Origin of the sequence: Paraburkholderia sp. SIMBA_030, from assembly GCF_046535245.1 — a bacterium.
Classification (GTDB): Bacteria; Pseudomonadota; Gammaproteobacteria; order Burkholderiales; family Burkholderiaceae; genus Paraburkholderia.
In genome coordinates this window covers 1-277 of sequence record NZ_JAWRXB010000368.1, presented here as the reverse complement: position 1 = coordinate 277, position 277 = coordinate 1, and the positions used below count along the sequence as shown (strand labels likewise).

Here is a 277-nt window from a genome sequence, read left to right as displayed (position 1 = left end):
GGCGGGCGCGGCGCGACGACGACGTTCACGCAGCGCGACATCGGCGACGTGCTGGTGACGTTCGAAAACGAAGTGTCGCTGATCGACACGGGCGTGGGCGCCGGCAGCTTCGCGGCCGTGTATCCGTCGATGAGCATTCTCGCCGAGCCGCCCGTCACGATCGTCGACAAGGTGGTCGACAAGCGCGGCACGCGCAAGGAAGCGCAGGCGTATCTCGACTATCTGTACACGGCGCCCGCGCAGGAGATCATCGCGCAGCATCACTTGCGTCCGCGTG

Annotated in this window: 1 protein-coding gene; it reads left to right on the top strand. The window is 66.8% G+C overall.

Annotation, left to right across the window (positions count from 1 at the left end; translation table 11 throughout):
- Positions 1-277: substrate-binding domain-containing protein (locus SB772_RS40375; RefSeq protein ID WP_410838564.1), on the top strand; the 277-nt coding region annotated here is incomplete at both ends.